The sequence below is a fragment of the Stutzerimonas zhaodongensis genome (assembly GCF_003696365.1).
GTDB classification, from domain to species: domain Bacteria; phylum Pseudomonadota; class Gammaproteobacteria; order Pseudomonadales; family Pseudomonadaceae; genus Stutzerimonas; species Stutzerimonas zhaodongensis.
Genome location: NZ_RFFM01000001.1, coordinates 1,527,064 through 1,548,936, shown reverse-complemented (window position 1 = coordinate 1,548,936; position 21,873 = coordinate 1,527,064). Strand labels below are relative to the sequence as shown.

Sequence of the window (21,873 nt, the reverse complement as noted above, 5' to 3'; positions counted from 1 at the left end):
GTGACCAGCCAGTGATCGGCGCCGCAGGTCGGGAGCACTGCGCTTTCCTGGGCTTAGCGACCAGAGGTTACGGCTGGATCAGTATCGTCACGCTGCGAGCTCGTCGTTGGCACCGCCGTGCCTCCGCCCAGGGCGATGTACAGGCTGACCAGGTTTTGCACCTGGGCCCGCTTGACCTCGATGAAAGCTTGCTCGGCATCGAACAGATTGCGTTCGGCATCCAGGACCTGCAGGTAATTCACCACCCCTTCGGCATATCGGTCGCGAGCCAGGTCAGCGATGCGTTGCAGCGTCGCGACATTCTCCTGCTGTGCCTCGACTTGTTCAGCCAGATAGCGGCGGCCAGCGAGGGCGTCGGCCACCTCACGGAACGCGGTCTCGATGGCTCGTTCGTATTCGGCTACAGCCACGTTCTCGCGAGCCTCGGCAACCGTCAGATTGCCGCGATTGCGGTCGAAGTCGAACAGCGGCAGCGAAATGCTTGGGCCAATGCTCCAGGTCCGATTGTCGCGACTGACCAGCCCGCTCAGCTCATCGGAAATATAGCCAAAGCTGCCGGTCAGTGAGATCTGAGGAAAGAACGCGGCTCGCGCGACGCCGATGTTGGCACGTGCGGCACGCAGAGCAAGCTCGGCGCCGAGAATGTCCGGGCGCACCAACAACAGTTCGGAGGGCAGCCCGGCATCCAGGCGCAATGGCTCGATCTGCCGGTCCAGTGGCTGGGGAGATGGCAGCGGCTCTTGCAGCGGGCCTCCAACCAGTTGGGTGAGGTAGTTGATCTGCTCCGCGCGGGTGAGACGCAGGCTTGCAAGCTCGGTCTTGGCCTGGGTGAGCAATGCTTGCGCCTGGTTGTAGTCCAGCGCCGACGTGATGCCTGCATCGAAGCGAGTCTGGGCGATGCGCAGCCCATCGCGGCGGCTCTGTAAGGTTGCTTCGGCGAGATCGATACGCGCCTCAGCGCCGCGGATTGCCAGGTAGGTGGAGGCCACATCGGCGATCAATGACAACTGGAAAGCACGCTGCGCTTCGATGGTCGCAAGGTATTGCGCCCGTGCAGCCTCCGTGAGATTGCGCACGCGCCCCCAGAAATCCAGTTCGAACGCCGATATGCCAAGCCCCACCGAAAACCGCTCATTGACGCCCGCCGAGCCGCCCGAAGCACCGGTTGCACCATTGCCTGCTGCGCCGGCTCTACCAGCTCCGGCGCCGCCAGCCGGGAAACGGCCGCGGCTGGCGTCGGCGTTGGCGGCCAGCGTCGGGTAACGGTCCGCGCCCTGGACCCCGAACTGGCCTCTGGCTTCCTCGATTCGTGACACGGCGATCTGCAGGTCGCGATTTCGTTGCAGTGCGGTTTCGATATGGCGCTGCAACCGCGGGTCCTGAAGAAACGCGCGCCAGTCGATTTCACTGGCCGCCGCTTGGCCCTGGCTCGGCTGATACTCGGATGGGAACTGCGCGGCGGTAGGCGAGGGTGGTTGCTCGTGCGATGGCGCAAGTTGGCAGCCGCTCAATATGCCCGCCAGCAGAAGAGGAGCGAATCTAGGCATTGTCTGGCGTCTCCTGTTCCTTGACCGGATGCGCCTTGTCTTCGGCAGTCGGTGGTCGACGCTTGGTCAGCCAGCGGCGTACCGACAGGTAGAACAGCGGGATATAGAACAGCCCGAGCAGCGTTGCGACAATCATGCCGCCCATGACGCCGGTGCCTACCGCAATCCGGCCAGCTGCGCCCGCCCCGGTGGAGAGAACCAGCGGCAGCATGCCGAGAATGAAGGTCAGCGAGGTCATCAGGATCGGCCTGAAACGCAGACGCACCGCGCTCATCACGGCATCGGTGAGGCTCTTGCCTTTGCCTTCTTCTTCGATGGCGAATTCGACGATAAGAATGGCGTTCTTTGCAGACAGCCCGATGATTGTCACCAGCCCCACATTGAAATACACGTCGGCGGGCAGGTCGCGGATCATCGCGAACAACACGGCGCCCAGCGCTCCGAATGGCACCACCAGCAGCACTGCAATGGGCACCGTCCAGCTTTCGTACAGCGCTGCCAGCACCATCAGCACCACCAGCAGGGAAAGACCCAGCAGCATGCCGACCTGCCCGGACGCCTGTTGCTCTTCAAGGGAGGCACCCGTCCATTCGTAGCTGAAACCACTCGGCAGCTCGCCCGCCAATCGCTCCATCTCGCTCATCGCTTCGCCGGTGGTCGAACCCTGCGCTGCGCTACCGGAGATCGTCAGAGCCGGGTAGCTGTTGTAGCGCTGCAGTTGGGTCGGCCCCTTGGTCCACTCCACGGAAGTGAAGGCGCCAAAGGGCACGCTTTCGCCCTGGTCATTGATCACTTTCAGGTCGAGTACGTCTTGCGGCGTCATGCGGTAGGGCGCATCGGCCTGCAGCAATACCTGCAGCACCCGCCCGTCACGGTTGAAGTCGTTGGCGTAGGCACTGCCGAAGGCAATGGCGAGCGTCGCGTTGACCTCATTGATGGAAAGCCCCAAAGCCCGCGCCTTGATGCGGTCGATATTGACCCGCAGGCGCGGTGCATCATCGGCCCCTTCAGGGCGTACGTTCTGCAGCACCCCGCTTTCGCTTGCTTTGCCTAGCAGTTGGTTACGCGCATCAAGCAGGGCGGCATAGCCCATCCCGCCACGGTCTTCGAGCTTGAAAGTAAAGCCGCCTGCGACACCGAGCCCCGGGATGGACGGTGGGTTCAGGGCAAATACCCGAGCCTCTTTGATCTGCGAGAAACGTCCCATGGCTTCGCCTACCAGCGCCTGAGCAGAACTGCCTGCCTCCGTGCGCTGATCCCATGGAATCAGCCGCACGAACGACATGGCGTGGGCCTGCCCCTGGCCGAAGAAGCTGAAGCCGTAGACGGTAATAGCGTCCTCAACGAGTGGATGATCGGCGTAGAACGCCTTGACCTGATCGATGGCCTCTTCGTTGCGCTCGACTGTAGCACCGGGGGGCGCCTGAATCACGGTCATGAGCGAGCCTTGGTCCTCATCCGGCAGGAAGGCGCTGGGCATGCGCATGTAGAGAAAGGCGGTGAGCAGCAGGAGCCCCACGAAGGCCAGCAGAAACCAGAGCGGACGCGCGAGCATGCCGCCCACTGCGTGGTGATAGCGGTTGGTGGTGCGGTCCATCCAACGGTTGAAAGGGCCGAAGACACGCTGACCGAGGCCTGGTTTCTCTTCTGCCGGGCGCGGCTTGAGAAGCGCGGCGCAGAGTGCCGGTGTCAGCACCAGCGCCAACAGTGTGGATGTGCCCACGGCAATCGACAGAGTGACCGCGAACTGCCGATAGATGCCGCCCGTTGAGCCTGGGAAAAACGCCAACGGCACAAACACCGCAATCAACGCCAAGGTCGTGCCGATGATGGGTGCAGTGACCTGCTCCATGGCCTTGACCGTGGCTTCATACGGCGGCAGTTGCTCCTCGTCCATGATTCGCTTGACGTTTTCCACTACCACGATGGCGTCATCGACCAGGGTGCCGATAGCCAGCACCATGCCGAACAGGCTCAGCAGGTTGATCGAGAATCCGGCAATCCAGAGCCCAAGGCAGGTGCCTGCCAGGGTGATGGGAATGACGATGGTGGGGATTACCGTAGTGCGCCAGCTCTGCAGAAACAGCAGCATTACCAGGACGACCAGCCCCATGGCCTGTAGCAGCGTCACCACCACCTGCTTGATCGATGACGAGATGAATGGAGTCGAGTCGAAGGGCACCGTCCAGGCCACGTCTTCGGGGAAGCCTTGGGCCAGCTCGCGCATTCGCTGCTTGACCGCGTCTGCCGTGTCCAGTGCGTTGGCACCGGGGGATAGCTGTACGGCCAGACCGGCTGCGGGCTGGCCGTTGAGTTCACTGCGTGAGGTGTAGTTCTGCGCACCCAGTTCGACCCGGGCGACGTCACTCAAACGGATCACCGAACCGTCGGGCGTGGCTCGCAGGATGATCGCTGCGAACTCCTCAGGCGTACTGAATCGGCCACGGGTTTCCAGCGGTGCGTTGATCTCGATGCCGTCTGCCAGCGGAAGGTCGCCCAACGCACCGCCTGCGGACTGGCTGTTCTGTTCCTGCACAGCGGAAAGTACATCTGCAGCTGACAGACCAAAGCTTGCAAGGCGGTCGGGATTGAGCCAGATGCGCATGGCGTATGCGGTGTAGAACTCGCGGATATCGCCCACTCCCTGTACGCGTCGCAACTCATCGAGTACCCGAGTGGTGGCGAAGTGGCCGAGCTCCAGGGTGCTCATGGTGCCGTTCTCGGAGAACATCGAGATGATCAGCAAGAAGTCCCGAGAAGCCTGGAAAACCTGGATGCCCTGGCGGCGTACCTCTTCCGGCAACCGTTGCTCGACACGGCTGAGCCGGTTCTGCACCTCCATCTGGGCGATGTCGATGTCGGTGCCGGATTCGAACGTCAGCTCGATCGACGCGCTGCCGTTGGAGCGGCTCGACGAATCCATGTAGAGGAAGCCTTCGACGCCGTTGAGTTCCTGCTCGATCACCTGGGTGACGTTGGTTTCGAGTACCGAGGCATCTGCACCGGGGTAGGTGACGCTGATACGCAATGTCGGCGGCGCAATGCTCGGGTACTGCTCGATGGGCAATGAGCGCGCCGCCAGCACCCCGCCGAGCAGAATCCCCAGCGCGATGACCCAGGCGAAAACAGGTCGCTGGATGAAAAACGCAGGCGTCATTGGCTCGACTCGGCGTCGGACGCGTCTTGTGGCGGTGTTTCAGGCTCGTATGCGACGGTGCGCACCGGGGCGCCGCTGCGAACGCTGCCGCCGCCTTCGACGATCACTACGTCGCCGGCTTCCAGCCCCTCGCGAATGAGCCACTGGCTGCCTTGCAGGTCGCCAAGTTCGACTTCCCGCGAGGCGACCTTGTCGTCTTCGCCGACCAGCAGCACGCGCGCGCCCTGATCATTGACCACCACCGCCCGCTGCGGAATCAGCACCCCGTTGGGTCGCGTACCGGCATTGACCCTTGCGCGGACGAACTGGCCTGGCAGTAGCAGCCTGTCCGGGTTGGGAAATTGAGCGCGTACCGCCACGGTGCCCGTGGTTTCATCGATGCTCATGGCGTAGAAATTGATGTATCCGGGATGCTGGAATTCACTGCCGTTTTCCAGAATGAGCCTGACCTCGACGCGGCCGTCCTCTGACAGCTCCAGCTCCCCGGAAGCCAGCTGCGCACGGATACGCAGCAGGTCCGAGCTGGACTGGGCGAAATTGACGTAAACCGGATCGAACTGTTCAACCGTTGTCAGCAGTGTGCCTTCACTGCCATTGACCAGCGCGCCCTCGGTAATCTGGGCGCGACCGGCACGGCCCTCGATGGGAGACGTCACGGTGGTGTATTCTAGATTGAGCTCAGCCGACTGCACGCTGGCTTCGGCTTGGGACACATCCGCCCGTGCAGTGCGCAGCGTGGCGAGTGCAGTGTCGTATTCCTGCTGACTGATGGCCTGTTTCGCGACCAGGCCTTCGTATCGCTTGACGTCCTGCGCGGCGTTCTGAGCAGTGGCTTTGGCACGCTCCAGCGACGCCTCGGCGGATTTGAGTTCAGCGCGCATTTCCCGTGGGTCGATCTGAAACAGCGGCGTGCCGACGTCGACGTCGGTGCCTTCCTCGTACAGCCTTTTCTGGATGATGCCGTTGACCCGTGCGCGAATCTCGGCGATGCGCACCGCCTGGACCCTGCCGGGAATCTCGATGATGTTGGCGATCGGTCGCGGCTCGACCGTCATGACCTCCACCTCGGGCGGGGGTGGAGCGGGTTGTTCGTTCTGTTCTTCGTTGGAGCAGGCTGCCAATAACAGCGCAGTGGCGCCCATCAGCACCGCGTTTTGCAGGAACTGCCTCATTCAGTCGGACCTTCTTGGCTCGTGCACCGTCTTCGCCGCGGTATAGCGCGCTGACCTACACTCGACCCTCAGTGGCAGACGCGGTTCCGAGGTCACGCCGATCGAAGCGCATGGTCAGGCAGATCCAAACGCCTCGCTCGCAGCAGAACAGGCGCGACGCGCCCAGCTAAGCCGGCTGCGAAGACCTGGCCGCCCCCGCGGCCAGCCACTGCGGTTTGGTAAGCATTTATGTCCAATGCCCGGCGACAACTCAGGTGTGTGGCGTGTGCAGCACCACATTCTGACGTGCCTGATCTGGCAGTGCGATCTGCGCTGCACGCAGCGCGGCAACGAGGCTTTTGCGAACCTCCGAGGCGGTGGCGACAAAATCCGAGCGGCGTGAATCGCACCAGAACTGAACATCGAACACCAGATGCGTTTCGCCCAGGTCGGCGAGCCTTACCGAGGCTTCCGGCGTGCTGAGCACTCCGCTGGTGCGCTGGGCCGCGTCGCGCATCAGGCGGCTGGTCGCTTCGATGTCGATGCCATAACCCAGGGTGCAGACCACCTTGCCGCGTCGGACCGGCGCGGCCGTGTTGTTGGTGACCCGGGAAGTGAAGGTCTCGGCGTTGGGGACCAGTACGCGGCGGCCATCGTAGGTGCGGATCTGCGTGGCCCGGAGCTCGATGCGCTCCACACTGCCCTCGGTCTCACCGATGATGATCTGGTCGCCCAGCTGAAAAGGCCGCAGGGTCAGGATCAGCAAGCCGCTGACGAAGTTGGAAAGGATGTCTTTCAGAGCGAAGCCGAGCGCCAGGCTGGTCAGGCCAAGACCGGTTGCCAGCGTTCCGGGTTCCAGGCCGAAGGCACTGGCGGCAACGATAAGACCGATCAGCCAGACGGCGTAGTAGCTCACCTGGCGCACCAGGTTTTCAACGGTCAGGTCGTTCGCCAGTCGGCTGACGAGCTTTCTCATCAAGGCGCGCACTGCGGTGGCCATCCCCCAGAACAGCAGCAGGACCAGCAGGGCGGCAAGTATGCGCGGGATGATGTTGATGGCTGATTCGAGCAGCCGTGCAAACGCTGTTTCCACGCTCGATTGCACAGAGGTGACGAATCGTCCGCGGTCGGATTCCCGACGTTTCACCGCGGTTACCAGGGCCTGATCGATCACGGCGGCCCACTCGCGAGCGAGCCGGTCGATGGGTTGGCCGTTGGCTTCAGCGTCCGCTGGAGCCACGAGCAGTAACGGCCTCCCGGCTACGCTGATCTGCAGCCCGCCACCCTCGGTTTCGGCCGGGGTAATACGTGCGCGGGTAATGCCCTGAGGCGTTTCCAGCACTGCCGCCAGCTGCCGTTCGATCTGCCGTGCTCGCGGTCGGGCCTCGAGCTCTTCGGTCGGGCCGATACGAAACAGCGCCCGGCCATCCAGGCGTACCGTGGCGACACCTTCCTGTGCAGACACGTCCAGGCTGGGCATGAACGCTACGCACAGCAGAACGAGCAGCGCGACGGGTCGCCAGGCGAGGGGGGAAATATGCACAAGTCGGGCGATCATGGTGGGCATGATTTCAATGAACGGGCCTTGCGGAAACGAACAGGCCGCCATGGTGATGGCGGCCTGACGATGAAACTGTCCAACAAGCGGCTGTGCTTATCGAGCGGTCACGGTTGCGCAGTTGTCCGGCTCAGAAGATCAGCGCGAACAAACCAATCACGACCAGCAGACCGATCAGAAAAATGATGCCAATAGTGCTGCCCAGAAACTTCAGCATGAGGATGACTCCTTGCAGTGGGTTCATTAAATCGGACTGAGGAGGCTCTGGATCGTTCAGCGAAATGTACAGGCGGGCCTGCGCATGGCTTTGCCGCAGGTCCACCGGGCAATCGAGAGGGCAGCTCAGAGGTTCTTGAAAATCAGCTGCAGGCCGGCGAAGAACATACCCAGGCGGGCAATCCGGTAGAACCAGGTGTGATCGATGCGCTTGTGCAGCCATAGCCCGGCCCACACCCCGAAGGGCACCACCGGTGCCAGCGTGAGGCTGAGCAACAGGTTCTCCTGGTTGAACTGGCCGAGCGCCGCATAAGGGATCAGCTTGATGGCGTTTGTCATCAGGAAAAACAGGTTGATGGTGGCCACGTAGCGCAGCTTGTCCAATTGTTGTGGCAGCAGGTGCATCATGATCGGTGGCCCGCCTGCGTGGGCCACGAAGCTGGTAAACCCGGCGATGGACGAAAGCAGGGTGCCGCGACCTTGTTGCAGGGGGCGGGGTTTATCATTGCGAAAGATCAGCCCCAGCAGCACGAAGCCCACCGCAATGACGCCCATCATCAGGCCGATCATGCGTTCGTCCAACATGCCGAACGTCAGCGAGCCCAGTGCGATACCAATCAGCGCGCCCGGCATCATCACCTTCAGGTTCGCCACGTCCCAACGGCCGATGTAGGCCTTGAGCCCAACGACATCAGCCAGGCAGAGGATCGGCAGCATCACCGCAGCAGCCTGTTTCGGGGAAATTGCCAATGCCAGCAGGGGCACGGCGATGCCGCCCAAGGCGCCACCGAAACCGCCTTTGGAAAGGCCCGTGAGAAAAATCGCCGGGAGGGCGAACAGCAGAAAGTCGGATAGCGTCATGTCGATGATGGGCGTGAAGAGTCTGGGGTTCGGCTTCGACACGCATCATCGCATCTTTGCTGCTGGTAGCAGTCAGGCGGCCCTTCGGCTTGGGTCGGCTCCGGATCAAGGGGGATCACTTGCAGCGCAACGTGGTCAGCATGACTAACCGCAACTGAATGGTGACCCATGAACGCTTTCAACCCGACCCATGCTGCGGCTTTGACCAAGAGCGCTCAGCCATTGCGGCTGACCACCGCCGCGCTGCTGGCTGTCACGATGACAGTGACGGTTCAGGTGAAGGCTCAGGAGCCTGCGTCGTTGGAGAACCTGATCAACGAATTTCGCGAGACCTCGCAAGCTTGCGGCAACGGCGAAGCCAGCTCCGTCGGGCCTCTGGCACCCAATGACGCACTGGCGTTGCCCCCTGCGACCAGTGGTCAACAGCTGCAAGAGGCGCTGCAATCATCCGGTTATCGACCGGCAAAATTGCAGGCCATATCTGTCTCGGGTCCCGGCAATGCGCAAAGCGCCATGCAAGCACTGAAGCAGCGCTATTGCGAGCCGCTGCGTAGCCATGAATATGCTGAGATTGGTGTGTCCCGGGACGGGAATACCTGGCAGGTGCTGCTGGCCAAACCACTGCTTTCCCCCGACCTGGGTGACTGGCAGCAGGTCGGCCGGGACATATTGAAGCGGGTCAACGATGTGCGGGCAAAACCGCGCACCTGCGGTAAGGAGTCGTTCGGGAAAGCACCCGCGCTGAGCTGGAACGCGGAGCTAGGCAAAACCGCTCTCGCCCATAGCAAGGACATGGCCGATAAGGACTACTTCAGCCATCAGGGGCGGGACGGGAGCCAGGTCAGCGACCGAGCCAGCCGTGCCGGCTACAGCTGGCAGCGGATCGGCGAAAACATCGCGGCGGGGCAGGGCTCGGCAGAACAGGTCATGGCCGGCTGGCTCGCGAGCCCGGGCCACTGCAAGAACATCATGAACCCGGACTTCACCGAGATGGGCGCGGCCTACGCGACCAACCCGCAAAGCGCCGCCAGCAGCTACTGGACGCAGGTATTTGGCACACCGCGTTGAAGGTAACGGCTACAGCGTCGCTTCCAACCAGTTGTGCGCCTCGGTGCCCTGATGCTCGTCGAACCCCTTGATCGACAGCCCTGGAATCAAGGCGCCTTCGATTTCGCTGGCCTTGCGTACCCATTCCTTCGCGCAGACCACAGCGCAACGATCGAAGCGGCGTATGAAGCGAAACAGCTGCGGCATCCGCGATAGCTCCACACCGACTGCGCCCAGCGTCGGCAGATCGAAATCACCTATGCGAAACAGCATCTGCCCATGGCTGATGCCTTCGGATTTTCTCATCAGCTCATCGAGCGCGAAGCGCATCTCGTTGCTGTCGAGCTTGCCGGAGAAGTCCACATCGATGCGTTTGTCGCCGATTCGAGATACATGGAACATGACAGGTCCCTCGATTGGTTTCGGGTAAGCGAATAGCGCTACCGTTACCTGACCATAGTCGTGGCGGCCTGTTCAGGCTGTAAAAAAGCTGACATTCAGACACCGTCCCTTGATCTGGATCAATACCTTGCAAGCCCGCTTCTGAATGCTTGGAAACGGCTGTAAGCCGCGCCGTTACTGGTTTTTATGGTCATGACGAACGGTATAAAGTTGTCCGTCATTCGGCCGAGAAGAGGGTCAAGTGCGGCGCCTTCGATAAGGCAACGCTTTCTTCCCTGTCGTTGGATATCACCATGACCAGCACCTTGGCGAACGTCATACAGTCCCTCTTGCGTGGGCTGGGTTTGCGCACCATCAACATGCAATTCTTCTTTTCCTACAGCCTGATCTTCCTCTGCGCAGCGCTGACTGCCGGCGTGTTGTTCATGTCTGCCAAAGATGCCAGCCAGCTCGACATGGCCGGTGCGCAGCGGATGCTCAGCCAGAAGATGATCAAAGAGGCGCTGTTGGCCGCAGAGGGCATCGGTGGTCCGGCCGAGGTTGACAAGACGATTGCCCGTTTCGAGCAGTCGCACCGTCTGCTGCTCAATGGTGACCGCAGCCTGGGTATCGCTCCGGTAGAGCTGGCCAGCGCCCAGCCGCATCTGCAGCGCGTGGATCAGATCTGGCAGCGCTACCGTCCTGCGGTACTCGCTCTGGCTGCGGGTCAGAACGCTGACCTGAAGGCGGTGGCTGCTGACGCCAATGACATTCTTGCCGCTTCCAACGAGGTGGTTTCGCTGATCTCCGCTGAAGCCAATCGCAGCGCTTCGCAGCAGCTGTGGGTAGCCCTCGGTTCGACCTTCTGCATATTGCTGCTGGTCATTCTTGGCCGTATCGCGGGCATGAACTGGCTGATGATGCAGGTCGACGAGCTGCGCGGGCGGCTGGAGCGTGTCAGCCAGGGGGATTTCTCCGCGCCGCTGCAGGTGCGCCATGCAGATGACGAGATGGGCATGATCACGCTGGCCTACAACCGCTTGCTGGTTCAGGTCGGCGAGATGATCCGCGGAGTGCGGCAGGCCGCTGACGATGCCGACGATCAGTGCGTGCGCATGGCCAATCTGGCAGGTGACAGCGCACGCAATGTCGAAGCACAGCAGGCCGAGATCGATCAGGTGGCAACCGCCATGAATGAAATGCTCGCAACTTCGCAGGAGGTGGCGCGCAGCACCGTTGAAGCCGCGAACGCTGCCGATATTGCCGAGCAGGAGACCAACGCCGGCAGTGCCGTGATGAATGCCTCCGTCGGTGCCATCCGTACCCTCAGCGGCCATGTCGATGGCCTGTCCGATGTCATGCAGCAGTTGGTACAGGACAGTCGCGAGATCGGTACGGTGCTCAACGTGATCAGTGGCATCGCCGAGCAAACCAACCTGTTGGCGCTAAACGCGGCCATCGAGGCAGCGCGCGCGGGTGAGCAGGGTCGCGGCTTCGCAGTCGTGGCCGACGAGGTTCGCAGCCTTGCCAGCCGTACCCAGAGTTCAGCCAAGGAAGTCAGCGTGCTGGTCGAACGTTTGCAGAGTCAGGCTGCCCGCGCCGGCGACGCGATGGACGCGTCCCGCCATAGCAGCAACGAAACCCTCACGCAGATCGAGGCGGCCCAGCACGCTTTGGGCCAGATCGTAGGGGCGGTGCAGACCATTCGCGGCATGACCAATCAGATTGCGACTGCTGCCGAGGAGCAGTCTCAGGTCGCAGAAGACATGAATCAGTCGCTTACGCGCATCGCTCAGGTCGCCGATCAGGCAGCGGGTGCGACCCATGATACGGCTGCATCGGGCAATACCATCATGCAGAGCATGAACGGCCTCAAGGCGCTGACGGGGCGTTTCCGGTTGGAGGCGTGATCAGATCAGGCGGACGCGGGGAGGTGGACTGAGCAGCAGGTTCAAGGAATGCAGGAGTGGCCTTTGGGACAATCCCGGGCACGCGAGCCCCGCACGCGAGGTGCGGGGAGCGGAATGATCAGTCCTGACGGCTGGTCACTTCCAGCAGGTGGTAGCCGAACTGGGTCTTCACCGGGCCTTGCACTTCGTTGAGCGGAGCGCTGAACACGACGGTGTCGAATTCCTTGACCATCTGACCGGGGCCGAAAGAGCCCAGATCGCCGCCCTGGCGGCTGGACGGGCAAGTGGAATTGTCCTTGGCAACCTGAGCGAAATCAGCGCCGCCTTGGATGGCAGCTTTCAGCTCGTTGCACTTTTCTTCAGTGGGAACCAGGATGTGGCGGGCAGTGGCTCGGGCCATGGGGTGTTACTCCGTCTTGAGAAGTCGCTGAGCCTACCGCAATCGGGCCTTCATTCAAACGCCGCTGCCATGCGCGCGGCGGTGTTTGTTCGTGTTCGGCGTTGCGCCAGCCGCTGCCGACGCGGTGCGCAGCGATCATCCGCATGCACCAATCGACCGAGCAGTGCGTCACTCCTGCTTTATTGATCGCGCTCGGCAGCCAGTTCCGACTCCGGTTTTTGCTTCAGGGCTGCCAGGCTACGTCTGTAGTCCTCGGCCCTGAGCGGCATATAACCGGTGAAATGAATCCAGTTTGGCAAGCCTTCCAAATAGTGCTGCACGAATGCGCGGGTGATCGCCTTGCCTTGCAGGCTCTGCTCGTTGATGTAGAGAAACAGCGGGCGGGTCAACGGCTTGTAAAGGCCCTCCCCGACAGTGGCGAGCGTTGGGTAGACCGGCCCATTGCCGTTATCCACGGCGAGCAGTTTCAGCTCGTCCCAATGCCTGTGATAAGCGCCGATACCGAAGAATCCCAGCGCGTCGGGTTCAGCTGCGATGCCTGCGGCGAGGTGTTCTTCATCCTCGCTGGCCTCGTAATCCTTACGGCTGCGGTGGGTTGTCCCGACGATTTCCTGGGTGAATACGTCGTATGTGCCGGAGTTCTCTCCCCGACCGAAAAGCTTCACCGGTCGATCCGGCCAGCTCTCGCGGATGTGCTTCCAATGGGTGATGCGTCCTTCTGCATCTGGCGTCCATAAGCGCTTCAGCTCCTCCACCGTGATGTCGTCCGCCCAGCGATTGCTCGGGTGGACCACCACGGCGATCGAATCCATGGCGATGGGGATCTGGCGATAACTGACACCGCTGTCCTTGCAACTTGCCTGCTCCTCGGCATTGATCTCTCGTGACGCATCGTTGATGTCCGTTTCGCCTGCGCAGAAGCGGCGGAAACCGCCAGTGGTTCCGGAAAACTGCACGTCTATGGCCAGGCCGGGCCGGTCGCGCTGAAAGCGTCGAAGGGCCTCGCGGGACAGCGGATAGACAGTGCTGGAGCCATCGATCAATAACCCTTCGGACGCAGGTGCATCGGCCCAGACGGGAGCAATCAGGCTGATGGGCAGGATGAGCACGAGGCTCGCCAGCAGACGCGGACCGGGTATGACTGACATGCGCTGTTCCTATTTCTCGGGGGCGTGCTCAGGGCTGGGCTCAGTGGCTGTGCTCAGGGTTTGGTTTTCAGCCATTCCACTTTCAGCGAGTTCCAGAACAGCTGCAGGCTGTTGAAACGTGTATCCACGGCGTTGATGTAGTCGTCCAGGCGGTCAATTTCCCGGTGCTGCGCCTGTTGCTCCTGCGCGTCGATTCGCTCGAGCTGCGCTTCCAGCTCGTTCAGCGATTCACGCAGTTCGCGGATGCGGTTCTCGGTCTGGATGCGGCGTTCGTTCTGCATGAGGGAGCTCCAGGCTATGTCAGAGTTGGCTTCCGCCGATCAACAGCAGTGGCAGGCCGAAGAACACCCCACCAATGTAGGCGCCGACGTACAGCTTGCTGCGCTGCGCCATGTCGGCCAGAAAGTTGGCAATGGTCGGCGGGATGCCGCGCAAGAACGGCAGCACGTAGATGATGGTGATACCGAACAGATTGAACAGCAGGTGGACCAGGGCGATCTGCATGGCCAGCTCCGCCGTCGGCCCGGAGATGGCGGTGGCGGCCAGCAATGCCGTGACGCAGGTGCCGATGTTGGTTCCCAGGGTGAAGGGGTAGACCTGCTTGAGCGTGAACACGCCCGTGCCGGCCAGCGGCACGATCAGCGCGGTCGTAGTCGATGACGATTGCACCAGCACCGTGATGATCGCCCCCGAAGCAATTCCCGAAACCGGGCCACGGCCGACGCTGGCGTGCATGATGTCCTTGGCGCGGCCCACCATCACCTTGCGTAGCACCTTGCCGATGGCCTGAACCACGAACAGGATCAGGCCCACGCCGATGATGATTAGCGCAATGCCTGCCCACACCTTGTTAGGCAGCCAGGCCACGCTGGCCTCCAGCAGGTCCGTGGCGGGAGAGAGCAGGGTGGACATGAAGTTCATGCTCTTCATGTCAACATCGACACTGTCGTGCACCAGCAGGCCGGCAAAGGCTTCAGAAAGCCGCTGCAGTGGATGGAACAGCAGCTCCAGCGGCAGCAGGATGGTCACAGCGGTGATGTTGAAAGCGTCGTGCACAGTTGCTGCGGCGAACGCGCGATGAAATTCCTCGCCGCTGCGGATATGCCCCAGGCTGACGATGGTGCTGGTCAGCGACGTACCGATGTTCGCCCCCATGATCAGTGGTATCGCGATCGGAATCGGCAGGCCGCCTGCGACCATGCCGACGATGATCGACGTCACGGTACTGGAGCTCTGAATCAGCGCGGTAGCCGCCAACCCGATCATCAGGCCTACGAACGGATTGGTGGCGAAGGCGAACAGCTCTTTGGCGTTGTCACCTGTGGCGGCCTTGAAGCCATCGCCGATGGCGCCAACAGCCGCCAGCAGGAGATAGATCAGTGTGACGACCATTAGCCAGGACAGCCATTGGCTGGTCATTGGCGTTGAGGATTTACCCGCCAGGGCACCGGTGTTCGTGGTCATTCGCCAACTCCCGTGAGCGTCTCAATGGCTCGACGGTGGGCGCCTGTTGTGAAAACTTCGTGACCGGAACGGCAACCAGCGACGGACGGCAGTCAGCTGACTGCGCCGGATTCACCGCGGGTCGGTGAGCTTGCGCAGCGCTCGCGCGTAATCCTGGCGAGGGGAATCGAGTTCGAACCCCTGCGTCATCGAAAGCTGCTCGCCGTACAGCGATCCATACTCCATCGCGACCTCGATACGGTGCTCCGTCAGCAGCTTCAGGCTTTCATGCAGGCAAAGCGGCACGCTGACGTCCCGCATGGCAAGCAGTGCGATTTCCTGATCGACCAGTATCGCGGCGCCCATGGGCAGCCACGAGCGGGAGAAACAGCCCGGTTCGATACCGATGGCCGCCAGCGCTTCCTCCCAGAAATCGGTGCTCAGGTCGTAGGCAGTGCCATCGAAGCTGATGCTCACATTGGTGAGAAGCGCAGGCCCCAGCCCAAGGTTAACGATGTAGAGGCCATTGCGCGCGCCGGGCCCTTCGATATAGGGCGTGCTGATGACATGCGGGCGCACGGAAAGGCGGTTGTGCTCGATGAGTGTCCAGCCCTGCCACAGCGTAAAGCCGAGAGCCAGGGCCGAGATGCCGAGCGCAGCAGTGGATAGCGAATGACTCATGGCGACGGCACCCCTTGAGCGGGTTGCGGACCGATGCCAGGGCACGGCGGAAAAGTGAGCGGAACGCCGTGTCAGGCGTTACACCAATTTGACCCGTGCATCACCATCTAGTTGCTCGCGCATCAAGCGCCTGCGATCGCAGGCGCTCACAGGGTCACGCGGCGCTGCTAGGCCTGAGCTGCACGACCGGCTGCGCTTGCAGGTAGCTTTGCAGCCGGTCCTTCTCGGCCTCACTGAATGCCAGGCCAAGCTTGGTTCTGCGCCAAATGATGTCGTCTACCTCGCTCGCCCACTCTTCACGGCGCAGGTATTCGACCTCTTGCGCATAGAGCTGCTGGCCGAGATCTTCGCCCAGGGTCTCGACAGAACGAGCATCGCCGAGCATCTGCCAGACGCGGTTGCCGTAAAGCGTCGCCCAGCGTTTGGCCAGAGGACGATTTACGCCTTTGATCTTGGAAATCAGCTCTTCGGTAAGCGCTTGCGCCGTGCTCATGCCTTCTCCACCTGGCAGAGGTTCTTTCGCCGTCCAGCTCTGTCCCATGGCTGGGAAAAACGGCTTGAGCTGAGCCATGGCCGATTCAGCCAGCTTGCGATAAGTCGTCAGCTTGCCGCCGAAAACCGAGAGCAGGGGGGCCTGCTTCTCGTCGGCGGACAGCGAAAGGGTGTAATCACGAGTCACCGCCGAGGGATTATCGGACTCGTCATCGCAAAGCGGGCGAACGCCTGCGAAGGTATGGATGATGTCCTTGGGCTCCAACTGCTTGCGGAAATGAGTATTGGCGACACCGAGGACATAGGCGATTTCTTCCTCACTGATGCTCACCGTGGCCGGATCACCGTGATATTCACGGTCAGTGGTGCCGATCATGGTGTAGCGGTCGAGGTAGGGGATGGCGAAGACGATCCGCCGATCCTCGTTCTGCATGATGTAAGCCTGCTCACCCTCGTACAGCTTGGGCACGATGATGTGGCTGCCCTGAATCAGGCGGATACCGTAAGGCGAGCGCTGCTGCAGGTTTTCACCAATGAACTGTGCCACCCACGGCCCCGCTGCGTTGACCAGTGCTTTGGCGCGAAGCGAAAAACGGCTGCCATCCTGCCGCTGCAATTCCAAATGCCAGATGCCGCCGGCGCGCTTGGCGCTCAGGCATTGAGTGCGGGTGTGGATGTGGGCGCCCTTTTCGCGAGCAGCCATGGCATTGAGCACGACCAGCCGCGCGTCATCGACCCAGCAATCGGAGTATTCGAAGCCGTGTTTGATGATTGGCTTCAGCGGGCTGTCGTCACCGAAACGCAGGCCGCGCGATGCAGGCAGTTTTTCTCGCTTGCCCAGGTTGTCATAAAGGAACAGGCCGGCACGGATCATCCAGGCCGGACGCAGGTGCGGGCGATGCGGCAGCACGAAGCGCATCGGCTTGACGATATGCGGCGCTTTGGCCAGCAACACTTCACGCTCGGCCAGCGCTTCACGCACCAGACGGAACTCGTAATGCTCCAGGTAGCGCAAGCCCCCGTGGATAAGCTTGCTGCTGGCTGATGAGGTGTGGCTCGCCAGGTCGTCGCGCTCGCAGAGGAACACCGACAGGCCTCGTCCGGCTGCATCTGCAGCGATGCCTACACCATTGATGCCGCCGCCAATGACGGCGAGGTCGTACAGCTCGGAGACGGGCTCAGTCACAGGTGCTCTCCTCAAGAACGAACATTGATTTTCGAATATGAACATCCTAGCGCAGAAGCGAACATGCCTCTAGAGCAGATGTTCATTTTTTATATCAAAAGAAAATAATCGAACCGATACGAACTGCTAATTGGTGATTAACCCGGTGTTGGGATACTGCCGGTCACCGAGCACGGGCCATGAGTGTGGCCGAGAAAAATGATGGAAATGCTATTGGTGGGCTAAAGCCACCCTACTGCATCAATGGGCTGTCTGGCGCATGGTTCACGGAGTGCGGGTTATGTTGGGCTTGCAGCGGGCTGACGATCACCAAAACGAACGCTTCAACCGCTTGAGCAGGGTGGACTTCAGCCCACCAGTACCGCCCCTAGAGAGTCAGGGGCGGTCGCCGCAACTGGAGAGTAAGCGCTGGTGCGCATCAGGCTCATTGTGCAGCCGCGTGGGATCGAGATTGCTTGCAGTTCGCACATGATCACCGAAACGAACGCTTCAGCCCGTGACTTCGAGCTTCACTTTGTGGCGGGTGAGCAGTTCAAGAAAGGCTTCCGGTGGCTGGGCTTCGGTAAACAGCATGTCGATCTGCTCCAGCGAGCCCAGGCGGGTCATCGCATTCCGCCCGAACTTGCTTGAGTCGGCGGCGAGGAAAACCTGGCGAGCGTTGTTGATGATCGCTTGCGAGACGCGTACTTCCTGATAGTCGAAGTCCAGAAGGGTGCCGTCCTCATCGATGCCGCTGATGCCGATCAGCGCATAGTCGACTTTAAACTGACTGATGAAATCTGCCGTCGCCTGGCCAACCACGCCGCCGTCGCTGCGGACGTTACCGCCGGCGATCAGCACGTCGAAATCTTCTTTGGGGCTGAGAATGCTCGCCACGTGCAGGTTGTTGGTGATGATCTTGAGATCACGGTGATTGAGCAGGGCGTGGGCGATGGCCTCGGTGGTAGTACCGATATTGATGAACAGGGACGCTTGATCGGGAATGTGCTGCGCCATGGCATCGGCAATGCGGCGTTTCTCATCGCGCATCTGCCGGGCGCGCTGGGTGTAGGCGGTGTTCTGTACGCTGGAATCGTGTGCTGCACCGCCGTGATAGCGGCGCAGCAGGCCAGCTTCGCCCAGCTGGTTGATGTCACGGCGGATGGTCTGTGGCGTTACCGCGAACTGCTGCGCCAGCTCTTCAATGCTGACGTAGCCGCGTTCACGTACCAGTTCGAGAATGCTCTGCTGTCGTGGTGCCAGAGTCATGGGGCTTCCTTCTTATTCGATATGCCGAGAAGGATGCCGCAGTCTGGCCCTCGATTAAAGAATTGTTCGTTCGCAAGTGAAAGCGCCCGGCGCGGATCAGATCCGGGCCGGGCGCCAGTTCTAGCAAGATGTGGGTAGAGGTGGTTATTCCTCTTCCCAATCGCGGGTGCGGCCTACCGCCTTCTGCCACCCTTTATAGAGCGCTTGGCGCTGCGCATCGTCGCACGCCGGTTCGAAGATGCGCTCGATGGTGGCCTTGCTGCGCAACTCTTCCAGGCTGCTCCAGAAACCGGTGGCCAGGCCCGCCAGATAGGCGGCGCCCAGTGCCGTGGTTTCCTTCATTTCCGGACGTTCGACCTGAGTGCCGAGCAGGTCGGCCTGGAACTGCATAAGGAAGTTGTTGGCCACGGCGCCGCCGTCTACCCGCAGAGAGCGCAGGCGCTCACCGGCATCCTGTTGCATGGCGTCGAGTACGTCGCGGGTCTGGTAAGCGATGGATTCCAGTGCTGCGCGGATGATGTGATCGACCTTCACACCACGGGTCAGGCCGAACAGAGCGCCGCGGGCCCGCGGGTCCCAATAGGGTGCGCCGAGACCGGTGAACGCCGGGACCAGATAGACGCCGTTACTGTCCTTGACCTTGGTCGCGAAGTACTCCGAATCCAGGGAGTCATTGATCACTTTCAGCTCGTCACGCAGCCACTGTACGGTCGACCCGCCGTTGAAGATGGCGCCTTCCAGTGCGTAATTCACCTCACCTTTGGGGCCACAAGCGATGGTGGTCAGCATGCCATGCTGCGACTGAACCGCCTTGGTCCCGGTGTTCATCAGCAGGAAGCAGCCGGTGCCGTAGGTGTTCTTGGCCTGGCCCGGCTCGACGCACATCTGCCCGAATAGCGCAGCTTGCTGATCACCGGCGATGCCTGCGATCGGGATGCCGGTGCTCTGGCCAGAGCCCAGGTAGGCGTGGCCATAGACTTCGGATGACGAACGAACGTCCGGCAGCATCTCGCGCGGGATGTCCAGCGCCTCGAGCATGACCGGGTCCCAGTCAAGCTTGTGAATATCGAACAACATGGTGCGCGAGGCGTTGGTGTAATCGGTGACGTGGGCTTTGCCCTGAGTCATCTTCCAGATCAGCCAGCAGTCGACGGTTCCGAATAGCAGCTCGCCACGACGGGCACGCTCGCGGCTGCCTTCGACATGATCAAGAATCCACTTGATCTTGGTGCCCGAGAAGTAGGGGTCGATGACCAGGCCGGTGGTCTTGCGGATGTGATCTTCCATCCCGTCGCGCTTGAGCTGATCGCAGATTGCGGTACTCTGGCGGCTCTGCCAGACGATGGCGTTGTAGATCGGCCGGCCAGTGTTCTTGTCCCAGACGATGGTGGTCTCGCGCTGGTTGGTGATGCCGATTGCCGCCACCTGTTCGTTGGTGATGCCGGCCTGGGCCAGGGCTTCGACGAACACGCCACTCTGGGTTGCCCAGATTTCCATGGGGTCATGTTCGACCCAGCTCGGCTGCGGATAGATCTGTGCAAATTCGCGCTGGGCGATAGTTACCACATTGGCGTTGCGGTCCAGCACGATGGCGCGGGAGCTGGTGGTGCCCTGATCGAGGGCGACGATGAATTGCTTGTTGTTCTCGGTGCTCATGGTGTCGATTCCTTAACGAGCTTCAGGGGCAGTGACATCGTTTTTGCTGAAGGCGGCGCTCTCAGCCTTCTCTTCTGTATTGGCCGGCAGATCACAGGCTCCGCCGATGCCCGGCAGGTGCTTGCAGATCAGCGCCTTGTAGCCAGCCGCTCCAAGACAGGCGCCGATTACTGGCGCGATCAGTGGGACCAGAAAATAGGGGATATCGCGTCCGCCGGTGAAGGCGACCTCTCCCCAGCCCGCGAAGAAGGTCATCAGCTTCGGTCCGAAGTCCCGAGCCGGGTTCATGGCGAAGCCGGTCAATGGCCCCATTGCGCCGCCAATGACAGCGATCAGCAGTCCGATCAGCAAGGGCGCAAGCGGCCCGCGTGGCAGGCCGTTACCGTCGTCGGTCAGCGCCATGATCATCCCCAGCAGAATAGCGGTAATCACCACTTCCACCAGAAACGCCTGGCCTATCGACAGCGAAGCGTGAGGGTAAGTCGAAAAGACCGACGCCAGCTCGAGGCTTGCGACGCTGCCGCGAGTCATCTGCTCGGCGTGTTCGAAATCGAAAAACAGGCTGCTGTAAAGTCCATAAACCAACGCAGCCGCGCAGAAGGCGCCAGCAGTCTGAGCGAGGATGTAGGCGGGGACTTTATTACGTTCGAAGGTACCGAACAGCCAGAGCGCGATGGACACAGCCGGGTTGAGGTGCGCCCCCGAGACGCCAGCGGCGAGATAGACCCCCATGCTGACGCCGATTCCCCAAATAATACTTATCTCCCAAAGACCTAGGTCAGCGCCGCCGAGCTTCATCGCGGCTACGCAGCCTGTACCGAAGAAGATCAGAAGGGCGGTACCAAGAAATTCAGCAATGCATTGCCCCCGTAGCGTCGGGGTGGACGGGATACTCATGCGCGACCTCTCTATGGAGCTGTTGTTTTTATGATCCGAATACTGCGAGGGTTCGGAAATGTTCGGAAGCGAAAACTTAAGGTCAAATGGGTGGCCTGTCAAAGCTAAAATTCGAACATATCAACAAAAAGCTGACGGTTTGCCGTGCAACGGGCGCGTTGCGTCAGGCCTCTGACGCTATCCGAGGCGTTTTGTTTAATCGAACGAGTGTTTTAATTTGCTCGGAGCGTGCGCGCTAGAGCCTGGCGAGCGTTGCTGGGTCAGGTTGGGAACCATAGAACAGCTCCAGCACCTCCCGATAAGGTGCGGATTCTGAGGTCACTGAATCGAAGAGGGTCATGCTTGAGCGCAACTTCATGTCATCCGGCGAGCCGAGAATCTGCCGCACTGAGCGGTCAGCGTGGCGCAGCATGGCTGTGGTGCATTCCTCTAGCCGAGGGCCAAGTACGGGATGTTGGAGATAGGCGGCGGCTTCGTCGCGGCTGGTTATCGCGTAGCGCTGGGCCATTGCGCTGTGGCCCAGCCCAGCGATCTGCGGAAAGATGAACCACATCCAGTGGCTCTGCTTGCGCCCGGCCAGCAGTTCGGCAAGGGCCTGGTCGTAAGTAGAGCGCTGGGCGTCGACGAAGCGTTGCAGGTTATGAGGGTCGTCGCTCATGGGTCACCGCGCCTGTTTTTTTATCAGAGTGGCGGACGCCAAGTTGATTCAGCCCGAAGCGACCGAGCCGCTGAGTGGCTGCTGATCGCCAGCAAGCTGGCTCCTACAGATGCGATGAGCGCCGAAGCTTCTTGTTGTAGAAGCCAGCTTTGCTGGCGATCCGGACGGCACGAGCTAGTGGTTGCGTGCACCGCAGTACATCTGCTCGTGAGCAAGCTCACTCCTACAGGTCTACG

General features: G+C 61.2%; 19 protein-coding genes. 2 read left to right on the top strand and 17 right to left on the bottom strand.

Going from position 1 to position 21,873, the window contains the following annotated elements:
• Nucleotides 1-53: 53 nt before the first annotated feature.
• From EA797_RS07050 to EA797_RS07025, 6 genes are all read right to left on the bottom strand, one after another.
• On the bottom strand, nt 54-1,547 hold the full coding sequence (locus EA797_RS07050) for an efflux transporter outer membrane subunit (RefSeq protein ID WP_122164402.1): 1,494 nt from the start codon (nt 1,545-1,547) through the stop codon (nt 54-56).
• Entirely contained in the window at nt 1,540-4,704 is a 3,165-nt protein-coding gene (locus EA797_RS07045; protein ID WP_122164401.1) for a multidrug efflux RND transporter permease subunit, read from the bottom strand. The genes EA797_RS07050 and EA797_RS07045 overlap by 8 nt, the downstream gene beginning before the upstream one ends.
• Complete coding sequence (locus EA797_RS07040; protein ID WP_122164400.1) at nt 4,701-5,876, bottom strand: efflux RND transporter periplasmic adaptor subunit; 1,176 nt, start codon at nt 5,874-5,876, stop codon at nt 4,701-4,703. Before EA797_RS07040 ends, EA797_RS07045 begins: the two co-directional genes overlap by 4 nt.
• 250 nt (nt 5,877-6,126) lie before the next feature.
• On the bottom strand, nt 6,127-7,413 hold the full coding sequence (locus EA797_RS07035; protein WP_167468776.1) for a mechanosensitive ion channel family protein: 1,287 nt from the start codon (nt 7,411-7,413) through the stop codon (nt 6,127-6,129).
• Nucleotides 7,414-7,543: 130 nt separating this feature from the next.
• Nucleotides 7,544-7,735, bottom strand: a complete 192-nt coding sequence (locus EA797_RS21785; protein ID WP_167468775.1) for a small membrane protein YohP — start codon at nt 7,733-7,735, stop codon at nt 7,544-7,546.
• 20 nt (nt 7,736-7,755) lie between these two features.
• Nucleotides 7,756-8,490, bottom strand: coding sequence for a sulfite exporter TauE/SafE family protein (locus tag EA797_RS07025; RefSeq protein ID WP_122164399.1), 735 nt, complete (start codon nt 8,488-8,490; stop codon nt 7,756-7,758).
• A 168-nt stretch (nt 8,491-8,658) separates the two neighbouring features.
• On the opposite strand from EA797_RS07025, the gene EA797_RS07020 reads away from it, so the two are divergent.
• Entirely contained in the window at nt 8,659-9,558 is a 900-nt protein-coding gene (locus EA797_RS07020) for a CAP domain-containing protein (protein ID WP_122164398.1), read from the top strand.
• A 9-nt stretch (nt 9,559-9,567) separates the two neighbouring features.
• Here EA797_RS07020 and EA797_RS07015 read toward each other — a convergent pair whose 3' ends face one another.
• Nucleotides 9,568-9,939 (bottom strand): SpoIIAA family protein, encoded by a 372-nt coding sequence (locus EA797_RS07015; RefSeq protein ID WP_122164397.1) that lies wholly within the window; start codon nt 9,937-9,939, stop codon nt 9,568-9,570.
• A 293-nt stretch (nt 9,940-10,232) separates the two neighbouring features.
• On the opposite strand from EA797_RS07015, the gene EA797_RS07010 reads away from it, so the two are divergent.
• Complete coding sequence (locus EA797_RS07010) at nt 10,233-11,828, top strand: methyl-accepting chemotaxis protein (RefSeq protein ID WP_122164396.1); 1,596 nt, start codon at nt 10,233-10,235, stop codon at nt 11,826-11,828.
• Between the two features lie 118 nt (nt 11,829-11,946).
• Here EA797_RS07010 and EA797_RS07005 read toward each other — a convergent pair whose 3' ends face one another.
• The 10 genes from EA797_RS07005 to EA797_RS06960 all read right to left on the bottom strand — a co-directional run bounded on the left by EA797_RS07005 (nt 11,947) and on the right by EA797_RS06960 (nt 21,637).
• Nucleotides 11,947-12,228 (bottom strand): peptidylprolyl isomerase, encoded by a 282-nt coding sequence (locus EA797_RS07005; protein ID WP_122164395.1) that lies wholly within the window; start codon nt 12,226-12,228, stop codon nt 11,947-11,949.
• 179 nt (nt 12,229-12,407) lie between these two features.
• Nucleotides 12,408-13,376: a PstS family phosphate ABC transporter substrate-binding protein gene (locus tag EA797_RS07000; protein WP_122164394.1), complete on the bottom strand. Its 969-nt coding sequence runs from the start codon at nt 13,374-13,376 to the stop codon at nt 12,408-12,410.
• 53 nt (nt 13,377-13,429) lie between these two features.
• Nucleotides 13,430-13,657 (bottom strand): hypothetical protein, encoded by a 228-nt coding sequence (locus EA797_RS06995; protein WP_122164393.1) that lies wholly within the window; start codon nt 13,655-13,657, stop codon nt 13,430-13,432.
• Between the two features lie 19 nt (nt 13,658-13,676).
• Entirely contained in the window at nt 13,677-14,840 is a 1,164-nt protein-coding gene (locus EA797_RS06990) for a Na/Pi symporter (protein WP_122164392.1), read from the bottom strand.
• A 111-nt stretch (nt 14,841-14,951) separates the two neighbouring features.
• Nucleotides 14,952-15,500, bottom strand: coding sequence for a hypothetical protein (locus EA797_RS06985; protein WP_122164391.1), 549 nt, complete (start codon nt 15,498-15,500; stop codon nt 14,952-14,954).
• Nucleotides 15,501-15,654: 154 nt separating this feature from the next.
• Complete coding sequence (gene glpD / locus EA797_RS06980) at nt 15,655-17,223, bottom strand: glycerol-3-phosphate dehydrogenase (RefSeq protein ID WP_122164390.1); 1,569 nt, start codon at nt 17,221-17,223, stop codon at nt 15,655-15,657.
• Nucleotides 17,224-17,667: 444 nt separating this feature from the next.
• A complete protein-coding gene (locus EA797_RS06975; RefSeq protein WP_122164389.1) occupies nt 17,668-18,426 on the bottom strand; it encodes a DeoR/GlpR family transcriptional regulator in 759 nt (252 codons plus the stop codon).
• Nucleotides 18,427-18,570: 144 nt separating this feature from the next.
• Nucleotides 18,571-20,082 carry a glycerol kinase GlpK gene (glpK, locus tag EA797_RS06970; RefSeq protein WP_122164388.1) on the bottom strand — a complete coding sequence of 504 codons (1,512 nt, stop codon included), beginning with the start codon at nt 20,080-20,082 and terminating at the stop codon, nt 18,571-18,573.
• 12 nt (nt 20,083-20,094) lie between these two features.
• Nucleotides 20,095-20,979 carry an MIP/aquaporin family protein gene (locus EA797_RS06965; RefSeq protein ID WP_122164387.1) on the bottom strand — a complete coding sequence of 295 codons (885 nt, stop codon included), beginning with the start codon at nt 20,977-20,979 and terminating at the stop codon, nt 20,095-20,097.
• Nucleotides 20,980-21,214: 235 nt separating this feature from the next.
• Nucleotides 21,215-21,637, bottom strand: coding sequence for a DUF1810 domain-containing protein (locus EA797_RS06960; RefSeq protein ID WP_122164386.1), 423 nt, complete (start codon nt 21,635-21,637; stop codon nt 21,215-21,217).
• Nucleotides 21,638-21,873: the final 236 nt, after the last annotated feature.

Bases quoted from the DNA above. Each gene is read 5' to 3' on its own strand.
- EA797_RS07050 (WP_122164402.1), bottom strand. From the start codon at position 1,547: ATGCCTAGATTCGCTCCTCTTCTGCTGGCGGGCATATTGAGCGGCTGC.
- EA797_RS07045 (WP_122164401.1), bottom strand. From the start codon at position 4,704: ATGACGCCTGCGTTTTTCATCCAGCGACCTGTTTTCGCCTGGGTCATC.
- EA797_RS07040 (WP_122164400.1), bottom strand. From the start codon at position 5,876: ATGAGGCAGTTCCTGCAAAACGCGGTGCTGATGGGCGCCACTGCGCTG.
- EA797_RS07035 (WP_167468776.1), bottom strand. From the start codon at position 7,413: ATGATCGCCCGACTTGTGCATATTTCCCCCCTCGCCTGGCGACCCGTC.
- EA797_RS07025 (WP_122164399.1), bottom strand. From the start codon at position 8,490: ATGACGCTATCCGACTTTCTGCTGTTCGCCCTCCCGGCGATTTTTCTC.
- EA797_RS07020 (WP_122164398.1), top strand. From the start codon at position 8,659: ATGAACGCTTTCAACCCGACCCATGCTGCGGCTTTGACCAAGAGCGCT.
- EA797_RS07015 (WP_122164397.1), bottom strand. From the start codon at position 9,939: ATGTTCCATGTATCTCGAATCGGCGACAAACGCATCGATGTGGACTTC.
- EA797_RS07010 (WP_122164396.1), top strand. From the start codon at position 10,233: ATGACCAGCACCTTGGCGAACGTCATACAGTCCCTCTTGCGTGGGCTG.
- EA797_RS07005 (WP_122164395.1), bottom strand. From the start codon at position 12,228: ATGGCCCGAGCCACTGCCCGCCACATCCTGGTTCCCACTGAAGAAAAG.
- EA797_RS07000 (WP_122164394.1), bottom strand. From the start codon at position 13,376: ATGTCAGTCATACCCGGTCCGCGTCTGCTGGCGAGCCTCGTGCTCATC.
- EA797_RS06995 (WP_122164393.1), bottom strand. From the start codon at position 13,657: ATGCAGAACGAACGCCGCATCCAGACCGAGAACCGCATCCGCGAACTG.
- EA797_RS06990 (WP_122164392.1), bottom strand. From the start codon at position 14,840: ATGACCACGAACACCGGTGCCCTGGCGGGTAAATCCTCAACGCCAATG.
- EA797_RS06985 (WP_122164391.1), bottom strand. From the start codon at position 15,500: ATGAGTCATTCGCTATCCACTGCTGCGCTCGGCATCTCGGCCCTGGCT.
- glpD (WP_122164390.1), bottom strand. From the start codon at position 17,223: ATGTTCATATTCGAAAATCAATGTTCGTTCTTGAGGAGAGCACCTGTG.
- EA797_RS06975 (WP_122164389.1), bottom strand. From the start codon at position 18,426: ATGACTCTGGCACCACGACAGCAGAGCATTCTCGAACTGGTACGTGAA.
- glpK (WP_122164388.1), bottom strand. From the start codon at position 20,082: ATGAGCACCGAGAACAACAAGCAATTCATCGTCGCCCTCGATCAGGGC.
- EA797_RS06965 (WP_122164387.1), bottom strand. From the start codon at position 20,979: ATGAGTATCCCGTCCACCCCGACGCTACGGGGGCAATGCATTGCTGAA.
- EA797_RS06960 (WP_122164386.1), bottom strand. From the start codon at position 21,637: ATGAGCGACGACCCTCATAACCTGCAACGCTTCGTCGACGCCCAGCGC.